This is a genomic window from Sorangium sp. So ce1036 (assembly GCF_051369805.1).
GTDB lineage: Bacteria > Myxococcota_A > Polyangia > Polyangiales > Polyangiaceae > Sorangium > Sorangium cellulosum_F.
In genome coordinates this window covers 7,058,958-7,074,539 of record NZ_JBBMOX010000001.1, presented here as the reverse complement: position 1 = coordinate 7,074,539, position 15,582 = coordinate 7,058,958, and the positions used below count along the sequence as shown (strand labels likewise).

Below are 15,582 nucleotides of genomic sequence, written 5' to 3'. Positions count from 1 at the left end.
CCACGCAGGCCGGCGGAAATCCCCGCCCGACGTGACATCGGCGCAGACGGCTCATCGCGCCGCCCAGACGGCGAGCAGCGCGTACGCGATCGCCACGGCCTGGATCACCGAGAAGCTCAGGACGCCGATCGGCAGGAAATCGAAGAAGCCGAATCGGATGCGCCGCCCGTCGACGTCGCGCAGGTCGGCCCGCTCCGTGAGCGCCTGCGCGAGCGGGCCCGAGGTCGCCGCGGTCAAGAAGAGCGAGCTGCCCGCGCAGACCGACAGCGCCAGGCCGACGTAGACCGCGGGCCCGGGCAGCCGCCCGGCCAGCGACTCCGCCACCTCGAGCAGCGCCGCCATGCTCGGCCCCGCCGAGAACAGCCCCGTGAGCACGCCGGCGAGGAGCAGGAACGCCACGAGCTGCACGGACGGCGCGACCGGCAGCCGCTCCAGCGCGCGCGCGATCTCGTCGAACAGGCCGGTGCGCCGCACCGCCCCGACCATCACGAAGAGCGAGAGGAGGAAGAGCACCGCCTCGATGTCGAGCCCCGTCCTCGCGAGCTTCTCGCCGAGCTTGCGCGCCATGAGGAGCGCCGCGCCGGCGCCGAGCCAGCACACGAGCTCCGGGCCGACGCCGAGCTCGGCCGGCAGGAACAGCCACGCGGCCACCATCGCGGAGAGCGACGCCGTCGCCGGCACGAGCAGGCGCCGGTCGACGCGCACCCGCCGGTGCAGCGCCTCCATCGCCGCGCGCGTGAGCCGCGCCGACACCGGATCGCGCGGCACGCCCGCGGCCGGGCGCGCCGCGAGGCGCACCACGAGGAGCAGCGCGCAGAGCGCGCAGAGGGTCGCCGGGGCGGCGCGCGCGAGGTAGGCGCCGAACGTCATGCTGCCCCGGCCGAGCAGCAGGATGGCCGGGAAGTCGCCGATCGGCGTGGCGGCGCCGCCGAGGTTGCACGCGACGAGGAACAGGCCGAGCACCCAGGACACGTACCGCTGCCGCGTGCCCATGAGCTTGAGCAGCGCGAGCAGCACCGGAAGGACCAGGACGAGCGCCGTGAGGTTGTTGACGACGCCGCTCACCAGGTACATCGCGACCGAGAACACGACGAGGACGCGGAACGGCTCGGCGCCGCTCAGCCGCGTGGCCGCGACCGCGAGGCGATCGAAGAGCCGCGAGGCCGCGAAGAGCCGGGACAGGAGCCCCAGGGTCACCAGGATGACGAGCACGTCCCACGGCACCTCGGCGAGCAGGCGCTGCGTGGTCGCGACCCCGAGCAGCGTCGACGCGAGGCAGGCGAGGGCCGCGCCGCTCGTCACGACGAGCACGCGGCGCGACGGGAGCGCGGCCTGGAGCAGGAGCGCGCCGAGCAGGATGGCGAAGAGCGCGGCCTGGGGCGTCGTCACGTCGCCTCGCGCAGCGGCGCGCATTCCCGCGGGCCGCCCGCGCCCCCGGCGGCGGCCGCGGGCGCGGGCTCGCGCGGGGGCGGCCCCACGAGGCGAGAGAAATCGTTCCGGCTCGTCTCGACCATCCAGCGCGGGTAGACCGTCATGGGGCGGCCGAGGATGTCCCAGCCGATCAGCGAGCGGAACTGGGTCCGCACGTCGGGGCCCGAGACGCGCAGCCACGAGGGGCTCACGTGGGCCGAGTGCCCGTCGGTGCCGTAGACGAAGGTGAGCAGCGCGCTCCGCCGCCCGGCCCAGCGCTGGAGATCGGACAGCGCGACCGGCACCATGAGCCCGTCGTAGTTCGCGAGCACGCGGTGGAAGTCCGGGTCGAGGCCGCCCGCGTCCGTGACGAGGCCCGCCTCCACGCCGGAGAGCCGCGGCACGAGCGCGTCGAGGCAGTCCGCCTCCAGCCCCACGACGAGCAGCCGGGTCACGCCGCGGAGCGCCTCGATGACGCCCGCGGGGTCGAGCGGCGCGTCGGCCTCGCCGGCGAGCCACCGCTCGGCGACGAAGTCGAGGACGGGGAACTCGCGCCCGAGGTGGTCGCGGGCCTCGTGGACGAGCGAGACCCCGCCGGCGTCCATCAGCTCGCGCAGGAACAGCCGCGCCGCGGAGCGCATGCCGAGCTCGGCGGCCGCCATCCGGAACGCCTGCCCGATCGCGGGCGGCAGCGCCATCAGGCCGGCTCCGTGCCGGCGGAGGCCGGCTCCGCCCCGGCCCCGGCGCGCCCGGCCCCGGCGCGCTCGGCGCGCGCGAAGAGGGCGTCGAGCAGGCTGACCATCGCGGCGTTGGCCAGCGCGTGGTGCGGCGGGCCGTCGGTGAGGCAGTCGACGAGCGCGGCGAGCTCCGGGGAGCCCTTCGGCGCGAGGCGCGTGAGCGGCGCGAGCGGGAGGGACAGCGGGTAGTCGTGGTCGTCGTCGCGCGCGAGGTGCGGCGGCAGGCGGAGCGGCACGGGCAGCGACTCGCTGGCGCGCGGCGGGCCCTCGCCGGGCCCGAGCGCCTCGAGCAGGAGGCCGAGCAGGCAGATCAGCGTGTAGCTCGCGCCGCGGTGGTGGATCGGGCCCTCTCCGACGATGCACCGGACGACGAACGCGCGCTCCTCCGCGTCGGGGATCCAGGGGGCGAGCAGCGCCTCGATCCTGGAGGGGCGGATGAGCGCGGAGACCGCGGACGAGGACAGCGGCAAATGATGGTGCGGGCCGTGATGATGAGGGTGCGGGCCGTGATGAGGTCGGGGCGGAGGCATGCGGGTGGACCAAGGTACCTCCTCGCCGCAGCCTCGATCCAGGTTGACCCGCACGAGGACGGTGACGCCGCTCGCGTTGCAGGGTAGATGCTCCGCGCCGTGGACGAGCCGACGCACACCCCGGACGCCGTCTTCGAGGACGCCCTCGCCGCGCTCGGCGCGGGGCCCTCCGCGCTCTCGGCCGACGCGGCGCGCTCGCTGGACGACGCGGGCTACGTCCTGTTCCGCGCGGCGGTCGACCCCGCGTGGCTGTCGGCGCTGCGCGAGGACTGCGACGGCGCTCGCCACGACGAGGGCCGCATGGGCCAGGGCGGCAACCAGCAGCTCGGCTGCGTCGGCACGCGGCGGGGCGCCCTCCGCGCGATCCAGTGGCCCCGGCTGCTCGCCGCGGTCTGGCACGTGCTCCGCAGGCCGTTCGTGCTGGGGTCCGTCGCGTGGCGCAACCCGCGGCACGGGCTCGGGCAGCAGGGCCTGCACGCGGACTGGAGCGGGCGGGGCGATCCGGGCGCGTACCACGTCGTCACCGCGCTCTGGTACCTGGACGATCTCGGGCCCGACAACGGCCCGACGCGCGTGGTACCTGGAACACACAAGCTGCGACGGTCGCCGCCGAAGAGCTTCGCGGACCCGGCCAGTCACCACCCGCAGGAGATGGCGATCCAGGCGGAGGCCGGCTCGGTGCTCGTCTTCAACGGCCATCTCTGGCACTCCGGGACGCGCAACCGGAGCGGCGCGCCGCGGCGGACGCTGCAGTGCTGCTTCATCGGGCGGGAGCACCGGGACACCTCGCCCGCCGCGGTGGACGACGCAAATGGCCTGTCCCCGGCGGCGCGCCTGGTGCTCGGCGCGACGGAGTCCGCCGGGTGGCGGTCGCTGGGGTGAACGGATTGAAAGGCAAGGGGACACGCGATGAAAATCAGCAGGTGGGGGAGGGGCCGCCGATGCCCCGGCGACGCGGCCCGGAGACGGCGCGACAAGGGAGCTTGTGTGTCGCCTGCATCGATGTTAGCAGCCTTGTCCGCAAGCTGTTTTTGTTGCACCGTGCGCAAGCCTGTTCTATCATCTTGAAATGTAAGCTGCATTTCATTCTGGCCGCCGTCGGTGCCGCGTTTCAGCCCAGGTGACCGGACGCCGCAACCGCCGCCCATCGAGGCGGCGCTTTCTCGAATGCCTGAAACATCAACTGTGAAGGAGTAGGCACTGATGGCCGCATCGCCCAATGTGCTGCTGCAGTCCGACGTGGACGCGCAGGAGACCCAGGAGTGGCTGGACGCCCTCGCCGCGGTCCTCGCCAAGGAAGGACCGGAGCGCGCCCATTATCTCATCGAGCGCTTGATCGAGACCGCGCGCGAGCAGGGCGCCGACATCCCCTACAGTGCCAACACCGCGTATATCAACACCATCCGCGCCGAGCAGCAGCCCAAGTATCCCGGCGACACGACCGTCGAGAACCGCATCCAGGCGTTCCTGCGCTGGAACGCGATGGCGATGGTCGTGCGGGCCAACAAGCACACCAACGTGGGCGGCCACATCGCCTCTTACGCGTCGTCGGCCACGCTGTACGAGGTGGGCTTCAACTGGTTCTGGAAGTCGCCCCTGAGCCCGGACGGCGGCGATCTGGTCCTCTTCCAGGGCCACTCGATCCCCGGCGTGTACGCGCGCGCCTTCCTGCTAGGCCGCCTCACCGAGGAGCAGCTCGACAACTTCCGCCAGGAGGTCGGCGGCAAGGGGCTATCGTCCTATCCGCACCCCTGGTTGATGCCGGACTTCTGGCAGTTCCCGACCGTGTCGATGGGCCTCGGGCCGCTGCAGGCCATCTACCAGGCGCGCTTCATGAAGTACCTGGAGAACCGCGGCCTGGCCAAGACCGAGGGGCGCAAGGTCTGGGCGTTCCTGGGCGACGGCGAGATGGACGAGGTCGAGTCGATGGGCGCCATCGGCGTGGCGGGCCGCGAGCAGCTCGACAACCTGATCTTCGTCATCAACTGCAACCTGCAGCGCCTCGACGGCCCGGTCCGCGGCAACGGCAAGATCATCCAGGAGCTCGAGGCCGTGTTCCGCGGCGCGGGCTGGCACGTCATCAAGCTGATCTGGGGCACGCACTGGGACGCGCTCTTCGCGCGCGACAAGGAGGGCATCCTCAAGAAGCGCATGATGGAGTGCGTGGACGGCGAGTACCAGACCTTCAAGTCCAAGGACGGCGCCTACGTGCGCGAGCACTTCTTCAACACGCCGGAGCTGAAGGCGCTGGTGGCCGACTGGACCGATGACGACATCTGGCGCCTGAATCGAGGCGGCCACGACGTCTTCAAGGTGTTCGCGGCCTACAAGGCGGCGACCGAGAAGAAGGGCCAGCCGACCGTGATCCTCGCCAAGACGATCAAGGGCTATGGCATGGGCTCCGCCGGCGAGGCGCAGAATATCACCCACCAGCAGAAGAAGATGACGCGCGACTCTCTTCTGCACTTCCGCGATCGCTTCGGTATCCCGCTCTCGGACGAGCAGATCGACGCGATGCCCTACATCAAGTTCGAGGAGGGCTCGCCCGAGCTCGCCTACCTGCGCCAGCGCCGCGCGGACCTCGGCGGCTATTTGCCGATCCGCCGCCAGAAGGGCGACGCGCTGCCGATCCCCGAGCTGTCGGCGTTCGGCGCGCAGCTCAAGGCCTCGGGCGAGGGGCGCGAGTTCTCCACGACCATGGCGTTCGTGCGCATCCTGTCCACGCTGCTCAAGGACAAGAACATCGGCCGCCACGTCGTGCCCATCGTGCCGGACGAGTCCCGCACCTTCGGCATGGAGGGCATGTTCCGCCAGTTCGGCATCTGGAACCAGTTCGGCCAGAACTACGTGCCCGAGGATCACGATCAGCTGATGTTCTACAAGGAGAGCCGCGACGGGCAGATCCTGCAAGAGGGCATCAACGAGGCGGGCGCGATGAGCTCCTGGATCGCCGCGGCCACGTCGTACTCGGTGCACAACGTGCCGATGATCCCCTTCTACATCTATTACTCGATGTTCGGGCATCAGCGCGTGATGGACCTGTGCTGGGCGGCGGGCGACTCGCGCGCTCGCGGCTTCCTCCTGGGCGGCACCGCCGGCCGCACCACGCTGAACGGCGAGGGGCTGCAGCACGAGGACGGCCACTCCCACGTCCTCGCCAACATGATCCCGAACTGCGTCTCGTACGATCCGACGTTCGCCTACGAGGTCGCGGTCATCGTGCACGACGGCCTGCGCCGGATGATCGCGGAGCAGGAGGACGTGTATTTCTACATCACCTTGATGAACGAGAACTACGAGCACCCGGCCATGCCGGAGGGCGCGGAGGCCGACATCCTCAAGGGCATGTACAGGTTCCGGAGCGGCGCCCCGTCGAAGGGGCCGCGCGTCCAGCTGCTCGGCTCGGGCACCATCTTCCGCGAGGTGATCGCCGCGGCCGATCTGCTCAAGGCCGACTGGGGCGTGGAGTCCGACATCTGGGGGTGCCCGAGCTTCAACGAGCTGGTGCGTGACGGCCAGGCCGTCGCGCGCTGGAACCTCCTGCACCCGCTCGAGGCGCCGCGCGTCCCGCACGTGGCGAGGTGCCTCGAGGGGGCGGTCGGGCCCGCCATCGCCGCGACGGACTACGTGAAGCTGTTCTCCGAGCAGATCCGCCCCTACGTGGGCCGCCGCTACGTCACGCTCGGCACCGACGGCTTCGGCCGCTCGGACACGCGCGAGAAGCTGCGCCACCACTTCGAGGTGGACCGCCGCTGGATCACCGTGGCCGCGCTCAAGGCGCTGGCCGACGACGGCGCGATCGGCCGCGAGAAGGTGGCCGAGGCGATCGCGAAGTACGGCCTGGATGTGAACAAGCCCAACCCGGTGGCGGTGTGAGCAGCGCCCGGGGCCGTCGGCGCGGGGCCGCGAGGCCGCGCCCCGCCTGACGGGCTCCTGCCCTCACTCCTCAGTCCTCACGAGGAAAGAATGAGCCAACTCATCGAAGTGAAGGTTCCCGACATCGGCGATTACAAGGATGTTCCGGTGATCGAGGTCGCGGTGAAGCCTGGCGACGTGGTGCAGGCCGAGACCGCGCTGATGACGCTGGAGTCCGACAAGGCGACGATGGACGTGCCGAGCCCGGCCGCCGGCGTGGTCAAGGAGGTGAAGGTCAAGGTCGGCGATCGCGTGGGCGAGGGCTCGCTGGTCGTGATCCTCGAGGGCCAGGGCGCCGCCCAGGCGCCCGCGCCCGCGCCGGCCGCGGCCCCGCAGGCCGCGGCGCCTGCGCCTGCGCCCGCCCCCGCGCCCGCCCCGGCGACCCCGGCGGCGGCCCCGCCGCCCGCTCCCGCGGCGCCCGCGGCCGGCGGCGTGGTCGACGTCAAGGTGCCTGACATCGGCGACTACAAGAACGTTCCGGTCATCGAGATCGGCGTCCAGGTGGGCGACACGGTCACGGCCGAGACGCCGGTCGTCACCCTGGAGTCGGAGAAGGCCACGATGGACGTGCCGGCCGGCACGGCGGGCGTGGTCAAGGAAGTGACCGTCAAGGTCGGCGATCAGGTGTCCGAGGGCTCCGTGGTGCTGCGGGTCGAGGCCGCCGGCGCGGCGCCTGCCCCCGCGGCCCGGCCCGCCCCCGCGCCGGAGGCCGCGCCGCCCGCGCCGTCGCCCACGTCGACGGCGCGCCCCGAGTCGCCCAGCCGGCCGCCCGCCAGCGCGCTCGGCGAGCGCCCGGCGACCGGCGCTCAGGTCGGCGCGCCGCGGGCCGCGCTGCCCGACGGCCCGACCCACGCCAGCCCGGCGATCCGCAAGTTCGCGCGCGAGCTCGGCGTGGACATCTCCCGCGTGCCGGGCACGGGGCCCCGGGGGCGCGTGCTGCACGAGGACGTGCAGCGCTTCGTCAAGGGGGTGTTCGCGCAGCTCGAGGGCGGCGCGTCGCCCGCGGCGGGCGGCGCGGGCGGCGGCGTCACCGGCGGGGGCGCGCTCAACCTTCTGCCCTGGCCGCAGGTCGACTTCGCCAAGTTCGGCCCGGTCGAGGTCAAGCCGCTCTCGCGCATCAAGAAGATCTCGGGGGCGAACCTCGCCCGCAACTGGGTGATGATCCCGCACGTCACGCAGTTCGACGAGGCGGACATCACCGAGCTGGAGGCGTTCCGCAAGGCCATCGGCCCGGAGGCCGAGAAGGCCGGGGTCAAGGTGACCCTCCTCGCCTTCCTGATCAAGGCGTCCGTCGCCGCGCTGAAGAAGTACCCCGAGTTCAACGCCTCGCTCGACGGCGACAACCTGGTCTACAAGCAGTACTTCCACATCGGCTTCGCGGCCGACACGCCGAACGGGCTGGTGGTGCCGGTGATCCGCGACTGTGACAGGAAGACGGTCTACGAGATCGCGCGCGAGATGGCGGAGCTCGCGAAGAAGGCCCGCGACGGCAAGCTCGGCCCGGCCGACATGTCGGGCGGCTGCTTCTCGATCTCCAGCCTGGGCGGCATCGGCGGCACGGCGTTCACGCCGATCATCAACGCGCCGGAGGTGGCGATCCTGGGCGTCTCCCGGTCCAGCAACAAGCCCGTGTGGGACGGCAAGGCGTTCGCGCCGCGCCTGATGCTGCCGCTCTCCCTGTCCTACGATCACCGCGTGATCGACGGCGCCGCGGCGGCGCGCTTCACGAGCACCCTCTGCCAGCTGCTCGCGGACATGCGCCGCGTGCTGCTCTGAGCGGCGGAGCCCGCGCCGGCTCCTCCCCCCAGTCTGGCGGGCCTGACGCGCCGTCCCACGATCGGGTCGGCGCGGGGGGCTCTGCCCAGCCGTACCCCAAACGTGACCACCACCCTCCCGCGTTCCTTGACTCTACCGCTCCGGCTGTACGACGGCTGGACGGGCTCGACACAAAGTGGGCTCACGAGGTCGTGTGCGCTAGAGTGCAGAATCGCTGGGCTGGAGGAATGATGGCGGGGGAAGGAGATCCGCTGGCGGACGGGGACATCCAGCGCTGGTGCGCCGAGCTGCGGCGCTGGTCGGCGGAGGAGTTCACCGCGCGCCATCACGGGCTGTTCCTGCTCGTCGGGCAGCCGAGCAGCGCGAGCGAGAGGGTCGATTTCGAGACCTGCGACGCCCACAACTACCTCGCGAAGCTGACCCGGGCCTCGCGGTCCGATCACGACGAGCTGCGCGTGCTCCGGATCGAGAAGTCGTCGCGCAACCCGTACACGGATCGGATCTCCCTCGGCCGCGCGCGCAACTGCGACGTCGTGATACGCCACCCCTCCGTCTCCAAGCTCCACGCCCACATCCGCGTGGAGGCCGGCGAGCGCTACACGATCGCGGACGTCGGCTCTCATAACGGGACCCGCGTCGACGATCGCCCCCTCGTCCCGCACAAGCCGGAGCCGTTCACGACCGGCAGCGTGATCTCCTTCGGGACGGTCGTCACCCAGGTGCTCAACGGCGAGCGCCTGCGCCGGGAGCTCCTGCGCCTGGTCGGCCCCCTGAGCGTCTTGAGCGGACGATGAGCGCCCGCCCCTCGGCGCGCGCAGGGGGGCTCAGCGCGTGCGCGCCCTGGTGAGCGCGCCGAGCCAGGCGCGGGGAGCCCCGCCGTCCTGGTCCGTGGGCGCGTGGAGTCCGCGCTCCCTGGGCGCGTGGAGGCCGCGGTGGCGGCGGTCGAGCCCGCGGTGGCCCGGGGCCGCGCGGGGCGGCGCAGGCGGAAGCCGGCGGTCGACCAGGTAATCGTATGCGATGCGCGGCAGGTCGACGCCCGCGGCGGCGCCCGCGTGGTCCCAGCGCGGGTACCGGGCGTTGACGTCGACGGTGTACAGCCCGCCGTCCCGCGCGTCGCGGACGAGATCGATCTGGAAAGGCCCCTTCAGCCCGAGCTTGCGGGCGACCTCGCGGCCGGCGGCGCAGACCGCGGCGTCGTCCGCGGCCTCGACGAGGGCGCCCTCGCCGGCGAGGGGCGGGGCCGCGCGGCGCTCGCGGCCGCGAGACCCCGCGAGCAGCTCCCCCCGCTCGTCCGCGAGGCCGTGAAACGACGCCCGATCGGCGGCGCTGGACGGGATGTGCTCCCGGATGATCAGCTCGTCCCTGAGGCGGTGGACATGGGGGTGCGCGAGCAGCGCGGCGCGCGTGTCGAAGACGCGCGCCTCGCCCGAGCCGCCGGGGAGATCGCCCCGGAGCCCACCCCAGCCGGACGCGCGGCGCGGCTTGACGACGATCGGCTCGCGCAGGCGGGCGAGGCCGGCCGCGAGGTCGCCCGCGGGCCGCAGCGCGCGCGGCGCGAGGACCTGCTTCACCTCGCAGAGCCGGTAGAAGCTCTCCTCGTCGAGGAGGGACCAGCCCACGTCGTCGTCGTTGAGGAGGAAGAGGAAGTCCCTCGATAGCTCGCGCCGGTACCGGTAGAGGAGATCGAGCTGCGGATCCGTCCCGTGATAGAGCGGGATCCTGCGCCCGACGGCGCCGCGGAGCCGCGCGCCGAGGTCGAGCAGGCGCGCCGCGGACTCGTCCTGATGCACGTCGTCGAAGCCGGGGAGGAGGCAGGTGGCGCTCACGTGACGCGAGCCCATGACGCCGTCGGCCGGGTCGGTCGCGGCCGCGATGACGGGGATCCCCGCCTCGTCGAGCGCGCGGATCAGCGTGAGATCCCCGAGCACGAGCGCGGGAGGACGCCGGGGGGAGAATCGATGAAACGCGGTGTCGTGTTGATTCATGGCTACCCGGGAGGTGACGGGAGCGGCCTCGTCTGGGGGGCTCCCCGCCGGAACGTCAGACCCCATCGAGCCGCGAGGACGGCCGCGCGCTCGCCCGGCGCGGCTCGCCTTGTGCGGCCGCGGCCAGCGCGCGCGACGCGTCGCCGTGCTCGCCGAGCAGCTGCCGGGCGCGCCAGACGCCTGACACCGAGCGGATGCAGCTGCGATGATCCTGGCCGAAGTCGATCCGGGGCACGGCGAACGGCGCGTCGGGCGAGCTCTGGAAATCGGCGGCGCTCGCGTGGCCGGACGGGCTGTTGGTCACCGCTCCCCGGAAGCCGAGCGCGCGCAGGGTCGCCGTCTCGCGGGGGCCGAAGTCGGCGCCCACGTGCCCGTTCGGGTAGCAGAAGATGGGGACCGGGCACCTGGCCTCGGCGCGGAGGCGCGCCCAGGACTCGGTGATCTCCTGCGCGGACTGCGCGTCGTCGGTCCGCGAGAGCACCGGGTGCGTGACCGTGTGGGCGCCGAACGTGATGCCGCGCGCCTCCCAGGCGCGGACGTCGTCCCAGGACATGGGCGCGTAGCGCGCGGGCGGGCGCTCGGGGAGCTCGACCTCGGCGGCGGCGGCGAGGCGCTCGATGGCGCGGAGCTTCTCGGGCTCCGGGACGTGCTTGCAGCGCTCCATGAAATCCCGGGCGAGGCGCGCCCGACCGCTCCTGTCGTCCAGGCGATAGACGAGGAGGACGCCGCCCAGCCACACGCTGATCTCGCGGCGCCGGGTCGTCTGGAACACGTGCTCCACGCGGTGCCACCAGCACCACAGCTTGCCGTCGAGGTAGCCGGTCATGACGAAGAGGGTCGCCGGGCAGTCGAACTCGGCGAACAGCGGGGCGGCGACGGTCGCCTGATCGAGGGTGCCGTCGTCCAGCGTGAAGGCGACGGCCCGGTCGAGCGGCGGCGCCTCGCCCGCGAGGCCGCGAAAGACCCTCTCGAGCGACACCACCGGGTAGCGCTCGCTCCGGAGGAACTCCAGCGCACGCCGGAGATCGCGCGGATCGACGCCCGGGATGCCGCGCGCCGGATCCGCCAGGCGATGCAGCACGAGGATGGTCGCGCGGCCGCGCATCACCCGCGCGAACGGCCGGGTCGCCCAGGGCACGGTCAGGAGATCCTTGAGCCAGTCGACAACAGTGGACATCGTTCGCCCCCTCCCTTCTCCGCGTCGTTGTGTCCCGGCGGCCGCTCAGCTCGGCGGCGCCGTCGGCGAGCGCGGCCGCGCGCCGGCCGCGGCGCCGCCGCGCGGCGCGCCCTCGTCGCGGTCCGTCGCCTCGCGGGGCGCGCTCGGGCCGAGCCCGCGCGGCAGGGCGGACGATCCCTTCACGTGGGCGACCAGGGCGCTCGGCCGGACGGTGGGCTTGCCGCGGGGGTGCTGCCGCACGAGCAGCAGCGTGTAGAGATCCATGTACCGCTCGACCATCCGAGCCGCGGAGTAGCGCTGGAGCGCGACCTTCCGGCCATTCCGCCCCATCCGCGCGGCGAGCGCGGGGTCGTCGCGGAGCTGGGTCAGCCTGGCCTCGAGCGCCTCGGTGTCCCCGGAGGGCACGAGGAAGCCCGTCAGCCCGTCGGTGACGGCCGTGGGCACGCCGCCCACGGCGGTCGCGACGACGGGGAGGCCGGCCGCCATCGCCTCGAGGACGGCGAGCGGCAGGCCCTCGGACAGGGAGGACAGGGCGAGCGCGTCGAGCGCGGCGAGGATCCGGGGGACGCCGTGCCGTTCGCCGAGGAAGAGCGCGCGCTCGGACAGGCCGAGCTCGCGCGCGAGCGCGACGAGCGGCGCGCGCTCCGGGCCATCGCCGACGAGGAGCAGCCGCCCGTCTTTCGGCAGCGCCCGCGCGGCCGCGCGCAGGAGCAACGCGTGGTCCTTCACCGGGGTGAGGCGCCCCACGGCCCCGACGACCCAGGCCTGCTGCGAGATGCCGAGCTCGGCCCTGACGCGGGCCCTGGCCACCGGGTCGGGCGCGAACCGCGAGAGGTCGACGCCGTTGGTGACGACGTGCAGCTTCGGAGGGGTGACCTGCCCCTCGCTGAGCATGACCTCGGCGGTGGGCCGCGACACCGCGACGTGGGCGTCGACGAACGCGGCGGCGGCGTGGCGCAGCCATGGCCGGGCTCGCGGGTCGTCGACGACGCCGTGCCTCGTGTGGATGACCGGGACGCGGTGCAGCCACCCGGCGGGCGCCGCGTAGATGAGCGGCTGCAGGTTGTGCACGTGGACGAGCGAGGTGCCCCACGCCGCGAAGCGCGAGACGAGCCGGGCGGTGATGCTCACGTCGAACCCGCGGCGCTTCGGCAGGAGCTGCACCTCGACCCCCCGCCGCCTGAGCTGCTCGGCGCGCGGGCCATCCGGATCGTCGGAGATCGCGATCACCACGACGTCGTGGCCTGCGGCGCGCTGGAGCGTCGCCAGATCGACGACCACCTGCTCGGCGCCGCCGACCTTGAGGCTGCTCACCACGTGCGCGATCGCGAGCTTGCACGCGAGCCGCGCCCCGGTCCGGCCGCGGCTCTCCGCGCCGTACACGTCACAAGGTTCCATGTTCCCCCCCTCGACCGGATGGTAAAGAGTCAAACCTCGCGGCTCGCCCAGCGCCCCCGCGCTGCATGGCCCCCGGCTCGTGGCCCCTCCGAGCGGCGGCGCGGCGCGCGTCCCCCCTCCGGCGCAGCAGGGCGACGAGGAACGGCGCGTCCTGGGCTCGAGGCGCGCCAGCGCTGCAGCACGCCGCGCCCGACGCGCGGCGGACGGCAGAGAAGTTGGTTGGAGTGGAATATACGCCGAACCCGGAAGGCGGCAATGCAAAACAACGACAATCGGTTAACGAGCTCCACAAAAGGATTGCTATCCAGGCGCGACCGCGCGTCGCGCGCTCGCTCCGGATGGATGCGATCCGTCCGCGACTGCCGGGTTCGACGGCATCGTCGGTCTTCTCCCGCGGCCGCGACGGAGAGCGCGCCTCGATGTCAGCCGTCGAGTGATGGAGAGGGGTGTTGAACAAGGCGCGATGGTTCGCTGGCGAGGTCTGCGAGGCGAATGTCCGCGCGTCCTCGCCCCGGTCGCGGCCCTCCGGGAGCCGGATCCCGGCCTGTCTCACGTCGGCGAGATCGGCCGCGATACGGCGCGTCCTGGTCACCGCTGTTTTGCTCTGACGGAATGCCGCGCTTCGTGCTCGTGATAACCACGCATCGGCGCCGCGCGCCTTGGCGGTGAGGAGCTCGCCATGATAGCTTCGCGTCCGATGTCGAGCTGTGATGTCCACGCAAGTTCGAACTGCCCCGCGCGCCGCGCGCTCTCCGCTGCTCTGCTCGGAGCAGGGCTTTGCGCCGCCTCGACCCTCGCGTGCTCGAGCGACGCGCCGGGCGGCGCCGGTCCGGGCAGCGGCGGCGCCGGTCCGGGCAGCGGCGGCGCCGGTCCGGGCAGCGGTGTCGCCCCGAGCGTAGCGGTGGCGACCTCATCGTCCTCTCTCGGCGGAACCTCCGTGTCGCCGGACGACGGGAGCTGGCTCGCGCTGGGCTGCGCGAGCGACGCCGATTGCGGTCCTGGCGGCCGGTGCGCCGCGGCGGACGACGACGATCCTCATTTTCGCGGGGGGCCGGCGGGCGGCTATTGCACCAAGGCGTGCCGTTCGGACGCCGACTGCGGGCCTGGGAACACGTGCAAGGACGCGGAGGACGGCGGCGTGTGCTTGCTCGGATGCACGCCCGCCGAGCCGCGCCTCACGCACATCGACGACGAGCTCGATCCGGACAAGTGCCACGGTCGCGAGGATCTCGGGTGCTTGCCGTCGAGCGGAGACGCGAGCCGCGGCGCCTGCGTCCCGGTGTGCGGCTCGGACGCGCAGTGCCCCGGGCGCCGGTGCGATCCCCTCCTCGGCGTCTGCGTGGACACGCCGAGCGCGGGGCTCCCCGCAGGCGCCCCGTGCCCGGGGACCGGGGAGGAGTGCGCGGGCGTGTGCCTGCGGGACACGGAGGGGAACTCTCAGTGCACGAGCCGGTGCGTGCTCGGCGGCGAGCTCTTCTCGACGTCGGACTGCGGAGGTATCGAGCAGGGGATCTGCATCATCAGCTTCTCGTCGAGCGGGGTAGGCGACGTCGGGGCGTGCGCGATCGCGTGCCAGCAGCATGACGATTGTCAGAACCCGTTTCTGTGGTGCAAGTCCACGCCGGTGACGGACCACGGATTCTGCATCCCCGCGAAGCCGTGCCCCGGGAGCGACGTGGAGTGCCCCGCAGGCTCGGAGTGCACGGAGACGGCGTACGGCCCCTACTGCATCGAGGGCAGGATCCCCCTGGGAGACGCCGCGCCGGGCACGGGCGGCGAGGCGGGCGCCGGCGGCGACGCGGGCGCGGGGGGCGAAGCGGGCACAGGCGGTGCGGCCGGCGCACCATGATGGATGGTTGTCACCAGTCTGGTCCTGGACGTATTGCTTGCCCTGCGCTCGCCGCTTCGCTAAAGGTTCGCCCTCACAAGGAGACCGGAGCGATGCGTGAGATGATTCGAGCGGTAGGGCTGACGGCCATCCTTCTCGGGGCGGTCGCGTGCGAGGACCCGACCAAGGACAAGGCGAAGGCCACGGTCACCGAGGCGACGAAGCCGGCGCCCCAGGCCGAGGCGCCCGCGGCCGCCGCCGCCGAGGAGCTGGCCATCGATGCGCAGGCGTCGAAGATCGAGTTCGTCGGGTCGAAGGTGACGGGCAAGCACGAGGGCTCGTTCCCGAGCTTCACGGGCAAGATCGCGTTTTCGGCGGACAAGCTCGAAGCGAGCAAGATTGACGTCACGATCGACATGACGTCGCTCAAGACGGATGACGACAAGCTGACCGGTCACCTCAAGACGGCCGACTTCTTCGACACCGAGAAGTTCCCGAAGGCGACCTTCGTGTCGACCTCGATCAAGCCCGGCGGCGCCAGCGGGGCGACCCACACCATCGAGGGCACGCTCGAGTTGCACGGCGTCAAGAAGACGATCTCGTTCCCCGCGACGGTGAACGCGGCCGCCGACGCGGTGACCGCCAAGAGCGAATTCTCGATCAACCGCAAGGACTTCGGCATCAACTACCCGGGCAAGACGGACGACCTCATCCGCGACGACGTGCTCATCAAGCTCGATATCCGCGCGCCGCGCAAGAAGAGCTGAGGGCCGGCTCGGGGCCGCCACGCACGTGACGCGCCTCGCGTGAGGCGCGCCACCTCCGG

The 15,582-nt window shown here is 72.5% G+C and carries 13 protein-coding genes; 7 read left to right on the top strand and 6 right to left on the bottom strand.

The window, feature by feature from the left end:
• Nucleotides 1-51: 51 nt before the first annotated feature.
• The 3 genes from WMF31_RS26460 to WMF31_RS26450 are packed head-to-tail and all read right to left on the bottom strand — an operon-like array spanning nt 52 to nt 2,794.
• Nucleotides 52-1,389 (bottom strand): SLC13 family permease, encoded by a 1,338-nt coding sequence (locus tag WMF31_RS26460; RefSeq protein WP_436604604.1) that lies wholly within the window; start codon nt 1,387-1,389, stop codon nt 52-54.
• On the bottom strand, nt 1,386-2,108 hold the full coding sequence (locus WMF31_RS26455) for a hypothetical protein (protein ID WP_436604603.1): 723 nt from the start codon (nt 2,106-2,108) through the stop codon (nt 1,386-1,388). The genes WMF31_RS26460 and WMF31_RS26455 overlap by 4 nt, the downstream gene beginning before the upstream one ends.
• Complete coding sequence (locus tag WMF31_RS26450) at nt 2,108-2,794, bottom strand: hypothetical protein (RefSeq protein WP_436604602.1); 687 nt, start codon at nt 2,792-2,794, stop codon at nt 2,108-2,110. Before WMF31_RS26450 ends, WMF31_RS26455 begins: the two co-directional genes overlap by 1 nt.
• Between WMF31_RS26450 and WMF31_RS26445 the strand changes: the two genes are divergently transcribed.
• The 4 genes from WMF31_RS26445 to WMF31_RS26430 all read left to right on the top strand — a co-directional run bounded on the left by WMF31_RS26445 (nt 2,777) and on the right by WMF31_RS26430 (nt 9,162).
• On the top strand, nt 2,777-3,559 hold the full coding sequence (locus tag WMF31_RS26445) for a phytanoyl-CoA dioxygenase family protein (protein ID WP_436604601.1): 783 nt from the start codon (nt 2,777-2,779) through the stop codon (nt 3,557-3,559). The two genes, WMF31_RS26450 and WMF31_RS26445, sit on opposite strands and share 18 nt — an antisense overlap.
• A gap of 321 nt (nt 3,560-3,880) precedes the next feature.
• Nucleotides 3,881-6,553, top strand: coding sequence for a pyruvate dehydrogenase (acetyl-transferring), homodimeric type (aceE, locus tag WMF31_RS26440; protein WP_436604600.1), 2,673 nt, complete (start codon nt 3,881-3,883; stop codon nt 6,551-6,553).
• Between the two features lie 90 nt (nt 6,554-6,643).
• Complete coding sequence (gene aceF, locus WMF31_RS26435) at nt 6,644-8,368, top strand: dihydrolipoyllysine-residue acetyltransferase (protein WP_436604599.1); 1,725 nt, start codon at nt 6,644-6,646, stop codon at nt 8,366-8,368.
• Between the two features lie 227 nt (nt 8,369-8,595).
• Nucleotides 8,596-9,162, top strand: a complete 567-nt coding sequence (locus tag WMF31_RS26430; RefSeq protein WP_436604598.1) for an FHA domain-containing protein — start codon at nt 8,596-8,598, stop codon at nt 9,160-9,162.
• Nucleotides 9,163-9,192: 30 nt separating this feature from the next.
• On the opposite strand, the gene WMF31_RS26425 is transcribed toward WMF31_RS26430, so the two are convergent.
• The 3 genes from WMF31_RS26425 to WMF31_RS26415 are packed head-to-tail and all read right to left on the bottom strand — an operon-like array spanning nt 9,193 to nt 12,928.
• Nucleotides 9,193-10,353 (bottom strand): hypothetical protein, encoded by a 1,161-nt coding sequence (locus tag WMF31_RS26425; RefSeq protein WP_436604597.1) that lies wholly within the window; start codon nt 10,351-10,353, stop codon nt 9,193-9,195.
• Nucleotides 10,354-10,408: 55 nt separating this feature from the next.
• Nucleotides 10,409-11,530 carry a polysaccharide deacetylase family protein gene (locus tag WMF31_RS26420; protein WP_436604596.1) on the bottom strand — a complete coding sequence of 374 codons (1,122 nt, stop codon included), beginning with the start codon at nt 11,528-11,530 and terminating at the stop codon, nt 10,409-10,411.
• A 45-nt stretch (nt 11,531-11,575) separates the two neighbouring features.
• Nucleotides 11,576-12,928 carry a glycosyltransferase gene (locus WMF31_RS26415; RefSeq protein ID WP_436604595.1) on the bottom strand — a complete coding sequence of 451 codons (1,353 nt, stop codon included), beginning with the start codon at nt 12,926-12,928 and terminating at the stop codon, nt 11,576-11,578.
• Between the two features lie 224 nt (nt 12,929-13,152).
• Between WMF31_RS26415 and WMF31_RS26410 the strand changes: the two genes are divergently transcribed.
• The 3 genes from WMF31_RS26410 (at nt 13,153) to WMF31_RS26400 (ending at nt 15,523) form a co-directional block, all read left to right on the top strand.
• Nucleotides 13,153-13,365 carry a hypothetical protein gene (locus WMF31_RS26410; protein WP_436604594.1) on the top strand — a complete coding sequence of 71 codons (213 nt, stop codon included), beginning with the start codon at nt 13,153-13,155 and terminating at the stop codon, nt 13,363-13,365.
• A 500-nt stretch (nt 13,366-13,865) separates the two neighbouring features.
• A complete protein-coding gene (locus tag WMF31_RS26405) occupies nt 13,866-14,777 on the top strand; it encodes a hypothetical protein (protein ID WP_436604593.1) in 912 nt (303 codons plus the stop codon).
• A 101-nt stretch (nt 14,778-14,878) separates the two neighbouring features.
• Complete coding sequence (locus WMF31_RS26400) at nt 14,879-15,523, top strand: YceI family protein (protein ID WP_436604592.1); 645 nt, start codon at nt 14,879-14,881, stop codon at nt 15,521-15,523.
• The last annotated feature ends 59 nt before the right edge of the window (nt 15,524-15,582 follow it).

Excerpts from the sequence above, each read along its gene's own strand:
- WMF31_RS26415 (WP_436604595.1), bottom strand. The coding sequence starts at position 12,928 with ATGGAACCTTGTGACGTGTACGGCGCGGAGAGCCGCGGCCGGACCGGG.
- WMF31_RS26430 (WP_436604598.1), top strand. The coding sequence starts at position 8,596 with ATGATGGCGGGGGAAGGAGATCCGCTGGCGGACGGGGACATCCAGCGC.
- WMF31_RS26400 (WP_436604592.1), top strand. The coding sequence starts at position 14,879 with ATGATTCGAGCGGTAGGGCTGACGGCCATCCTTCTCGGGGCGGTCGCG.
- WMF31_RS26425 (WP_436604597.1), bottom strand. The coding sequence starts at position 10,353 with ATGAATCAACACGACACCGCGTTTCATCGATTCTCCCCCCGGCGTCCT.
- WMF31_RS26455 (WP_436604603.1), bottom strand. The coding sequence starts at position 2,108 with ATGGCGCTGCCGCCCGCGATCGGGCAGGCGTTCCGGATGGCGGCCGCC.
- aceF (WP_436604599.1), top strand. The coding sequence starts at position 6,644 with ATGAGCCAACTCATCGAAGTGAAGGTTCCCGACATCGGCGATTACAAG.
- aceE (WP_436604600.1), top strand. The coding sequence starts at position 3,881 with ATGGCCGCATCGCCCAATGTGCTGCTGCAGTCCGACGTGGACGCGCAG.
- WMF31_RS26420 (WP_436604596.1), bottom strand. The coding sequence starts at position 11,530 with ATGTCCACTGTTGTCGACTGGCTCAAGGATCTCCTGACCGTGCCCTGG.